This is a genomic window from Niveispirillum sp. (genome assembly GCF_052437035.1).
In the GTDB taxonomy this organism is placed as follows: domain Bacteria; phylum Pseudomonadota; class Alphaproteobacteria; order Azospirillales; family Azospirillaceae; genus Niveispirillum.
The window spans coordinates 1-2,845 of record NZ_JBQVOH010000025.1; the positions used below are offsets into that span (position 1 = coordinate 1).

At 63.2% G+C, this 2,845-nt stretch carries 1 protein-coding gene and 1 pseudogene; both read right to left on the reverse strand.

The genetic code is table 11. The features are described from left to right. Positions 1-759: pseudogene (locus ACT6Q8_RS25425) on the reverse strand (DNA-directed RNA polymerase subunit beta'); the annotation flags it as partial. Between the two features lie 165 nt (positions 760-924). Continuing rightward, on the reverse strand, positions 925-2,845 hold a 1,921-nt coding region (gene rpoB / locus ACT6Q8_RS25430; RefSeq protein WP_444739470.1), incomplete at its 5' end, for a DNA-directed RNA polymerase subunit beta.

The following is a 2,845-nucleotide window of genomic DNA, read 5'->3' on the forward strand; positions in this document are numbered from 1 at the left end:
GTCCAGCGGAACCAGCGGGCGCAGGTCCGGCGGGATGACGGGGACGATCTTCATGATCATCCACTCGGGACGGTTGCCCGATTCCATGAAGTTCTCGACGACCTTGAGACGCTTCAGAAGCTTCTTCTGCTTCAGGTCGGACGTCGTGGTCGCGAGTTCGGAACGCAGGTCGCCCGCGATCTTCTCGAGGTCCATGGACGCGAGAAGGTCGTGGATCGCCTCGGCGCCGATCATGGCGGTGAACGAATCCTCGCCATATTCGTCGACGGCCATCATGTAGTCTTCCTCGCTGAGAAGCTGGTGCTCCTTCAGCGCGGTCAGGCCCGGCTCGGTGACGATGTAGTTCTCGAAATAGAGAACGCGCTCGATGTCCTTCAGCGTCATGTCGAGAAGCGTGCCGATGCGGCTCGGCAGCGACTTCAGGAACCAGATATGCGCGACGGGCGCAGCGAGCTCGATGTGACCCATGCGCTCACGGCGCACGCGCGACAGCGTGACCTCGACGCCGCACTTCTCGCAGATGACGCCCTTGTACTTCATGCGCTTGTACTTGCCGCACAGGCACTCGTAGTCCTTGATGGGGCCGAAGATTCGCGCGCAGAACAGGCCGTCGCGTTCGGGCTTGAACGTACGGTAGTTGATGGTTTCCGGCTTCTTGATCTCGCCGTAGGACCAGGAGAGAATCTTGTCCGGGCTGGCCAGCGAAATCCGGATGGAATCGAAGGTCTGGGCCGGCGCCTGAGGATTGAAAAGATTCATGACCTCTTGGTTCATGCCGTTCTCCTTATCGGGGCGAAACGCCCCTTCCCTGGAAAAACGATGAGGCGCGACGCGCCCTGATCGTTTGAATATCTCGATATCTGGACACCGGCCCCACCGGACCGGCGAGAGGACGGGCGCCGCATCGCTGCGGCGCCCCGATCCTTATTCCGCCGCGTCGGGCAACTGCTGCTGCTCGAGGTCGGCCTGGGTGTTTTCCAGTTCGACGTTGAGGCCGAGCGAGCGCATTTCCTTGACGAGAACGTTGAAGCTCTCGGGAATGCCCGCCTCGAACGTGTCGTCGCCGCGCACGATGGCCTCGTAGACCTTGGTGCGGCCCGCCACGTCGTCCGACTTAACGGTCAGCATTTCCTGCAGCGTGTAGGCGGCGCCGTAAGCCTCGAGCGCCCAGACCTCCATCTCGCCGAAGCGCTGGCCACCGAACTGCGCCTTGCCGCCCAGCGGCTGCTGGGTGACGAGCGAGTAGGGTCCGATCGAGCGGGCGTGGATCTTGTCGTCGACCAGGTGGTGAAGCTTGAGCATGTAGATGTAGCCCATCGTCACCTTGCGGTCGAACGGCTCGCCCGTACGGCCGTCATAGACGGTCGACTGACCGCTCGTATGAAGCCCCGCCTGCGTCAGCAGCTCGTTGATGTCCGCCTCGTTGGCGCCATCGAAGACCGGCGTCGCGATGGTGACGCCGTGCTTCATCTGGTCCGCCAGACGCAGGATCGACTCGTCATCATAGTCGCGGACCGGTTCGTTGCGGTCGTTGGCCGGGATGATGTCCTCGATCGTGGCGCGCAGATGCTTGATCTCGCCATTCTCGTTATAGGCCTCGATCAGCTCCCCGATCTTGCGTCCCATGCCGGCACAGGCCCAGCCGAGATGCGTTTCGAGAATCTGCCCGACATTCATGCGCGACGGCACGCCCAACGGATTGAGCACGATGTCGGCATGGGTGCCGTCTTCGAGGAACGGCATGTCCTCGACCGCGACGATCCGCGACACGACGCCCTTGTTGCCGTGACGGCCGGCCATCTTGTCGCCGGGCTGCATCTTGCGCTTCACGGCGACGAAGACCTTGACCATCTTCATGACGCCGGGCGGCATCTCGTCGCCGCGCTGCACCTTCTCGACCTTGTCCATGAAGCGCTGCTCGAGCGCCTTCTTGGACTCGTCGTACTGTGCACGAAGCGCTTCGAGCTCGCCCTGGATCTTCTCGTCCTCGACGGCGAACTGCCACCACTGCGAACGCGGGTAGTCGGTCAGCGCGTCACGGGTGAGCGCGTCGCCCTTCTTGAAGCCCTTCGGCCCAGCGATCGCCTGCTTGCCGGTCAGCATGTCGGCAAGGCGCGAGTAGACGTTGCGATCGAGGATCGCCTGCTCGTCGTCGCGGTCCTTGGCCAGACGCTCGATCTCCTCGCGCTCGATCGCCATGGCGCGCTCGTCCTTCTCCACGCCGTGGCGGTTGAAGACGCGCACCTCGACGACGGTGCCGAAGGTGCCGGGCGGCATCCGCATGGAGGTGTCACGAACATCCGAGGCCTTCTCACCGAAGATCGCCCGCAGGAGCTTCTCCTCCGGCGTCATCGGGCTTTCGCCCTTCGGCGTGATCTTGCCGACCAGGATGTCTCCCGGCTGCACTTCCGCACCGATATAGGTGATGCCGGCCTCGTCGAGGTTCTTCAGCGCCTCTTCCGAAACGTTCGGAATGTCGCGCGTGATCTCCTCAGGCCCGAGCTTGGTGTCGCGCGCCATGACCTCGAACTCCTCGATATGGATCGAGGTGAAGACGTCGTCGGCGACGATGCGCTCGGAGAGGAGAATGGAGTCCTCGTAGTTGTAGCCATTCCACGGCATGAACGCGACGAGCACGTTGCGGCCCAGCGCCAGATCGCCCAGATCGGTCGACGGGCCGTCGGCGATGATGTCGCCCTTGTTGACCCGGTCGCCCATCCGCACGAGCGGACGCTGGTTGATGCAGGTGTTCTGGTTCGAACGCTGGAACTTCTGCAGCGTGTAGATGTCCACGCCCGAGCGGCCCGAATCCACCGAGCCGGTGGCGCGGATCACGATGCGGGTG